Source organism: Pseudomonas huaxiensis (assembly GCF_003231275.1).
Lineage (GTDB): Bacteria > Pseudomonadota > Gammaproteobacteria > Pseudomonadales > Pseudomonadaceae > Aquipseudomonas > Aquipseudomonas huaxiensis.
In genome coordinates this window covers 1-1,679 of the sequence record NZ_QKVL01000122.1, presented here as the reverse complement: position 1 = coordinate 1,679, position 1,679 = coordinate 1, and the positions used below count along the sequence as shown (strand labels likewise).

Below are 1,679 nucleotides of genomic sequence, written 5' to 3'. Positions count from 1 at the left end.
CTGTCCTTGTTGTTGTGCTACGAGCCACGGTTTCCGAAGGTCATTGAGGAGGCCGGACGCTGATCCGCATAGGCGAAGTCACCTTTCGAATATTGGCTGTCGATACCGAAGAAAAAGAAATTGAATTCATGCAGCGCTCAACAGAGGGCACACTCTAATGTATTTTTTGGAAAGAGGCTTTGAATGGTCCAAGACGCTGATAACTTATGAAGAGGCTACGAAAAGAGCACTCAATCAAAAACGTCAGCCAGGACAGGCAGACCTTCGGACACCAGAGGGGGTTAGGGAATCCGTTTCAGACTGTACCTATGACAACTCATCCCTGTATGCGCACAACGACAACCACATTGACCTTCGCACGCCTAACGATGAAAAGAGAGGAGTGATAACTTTCTTTTTCTGCACGCTAGGAGGCATGCTTGCCTGGGCAGGAATAACGACGATTTGGATGGCTGTGAGCGACCTTCTTTATCCAAAGACCAGCATCGATTGGGAATTCTATATTTTCGGTTTAATACTATCCCCACTGACTGCAAATATTGCTCTGTATTTATTTTTAAGATACGCAATTAAGCATCTTCGCCTGGAGTCTTTCACCGCCCGCCGCATCATCGTCCGTTTCAACCGTATCACCCGCAAAGTCTACCTACTCCGCCCCAAGCACTTAGGCGGCATCCGCATCATGGACTGGGACAAAACCGAGATCATCGTCGACAAGAACATGAGCGAACTGGATGGCACGGGCGGCTATGTCATCCTCGGCTGGGAAAAGGGGGATGGCATGGACTTGCACGGTACTCCCACCGAAAACATCGAGCTGACCTTCATCGGCAAACCCACCCGCAACGCCAGCGAACTGCTGGCCTTCTGGGAATACATCCGCCGCTACATGGAAGATGGCCCCGCCGCCGCCCCAGCACCGGAGAAACTCATCTGCAAATTCCCCTGGCCGTGGCTCTCGCTCAAAGCTGCCTGGGGACTGGATACCAGCTTCCTTCGCCAACGCGAACTGCGCATTTTCGTACTGCTCAACCTGCTGCTATGGCCCGTCATCCTGATCCACGCCACAGGCCACTGGTTATCTTTGTTGTTGTGCTACGAGCCACGGTTTCCGAAGGTCATCGAGGAGGCCGGACGCTGATTCGTGTATGCGAAGTCACTTTTCGAATGTTGACTGTCGATACTGAAGAAAAAGAAATTGAACCCATGCAGCGCTCAACAGAGGGCACACTCTGATGTATTTTTTGGAACGGGGCTTTGAATGGTCCAAAACGCTTATCACTTATGAAGAGGCCATGGAAAGTACTCTTAATCAAAAGCGCCAACCGGGACAAGAAGAACTTAATGCACCGGAGGGAGTGGGAGAGTCTGTTTCAGACTGGGCCTACGCCAACTCGTCACTGTACGCACACAACGATACTTATATTGACCTTCGTACACCCAACGACGAAAAAAGAGGAATAATTACTATATTTCTTGGGTGGATATACGGATTCATAACCTATATGTTTTTTGCGATGGTTATCATTTCCGCTGAAAAAATAATTTCTGGTTACGGCCACGACGGAAAATCATTAACCATCGCCGATTATTTCATCCTCACGTTATTTCCGTTGTTTTGGCCAGTAGTGCTTGGTGTTTTCTTGAAGTACACCCTCCGATTCGTTCGCCTGGAGTCC

The 1,679-nt window shown here is 49.4% G+C and carries 1 protein-coding gene and 1 pseudogene; both read left to right on the top strand.

The features are described 5' to 3' along the window. The first annotated feature begins 157 nt into the window (after positions 1-157). Entirely contained in the window at positions 158-1,141 is a 984-nt protein-coding gene (locus DM374_RS32470; protein ID WP_110973527.1) for a DUF6708 domain-containing protein, read from the top strand. 94 nt (positions 1,142-1,235) lie between these two features. After that, positions 1,236-1,679 (top strand): annotated as a pseudogene (locus tag DM374_RS32465) (DUF6708 domain-containing protein); the annotation flags it as partial.

What these genes read in the sequence shown, in the direction of transcription:
- DM374_RS32470 (WP_110973527.1), top strand. Translation starts at nt 158, where the DNA reads ATGTATTTTTTGGAAAGAGGCTTTGAATGGTCCAAGACGCTGATAACT.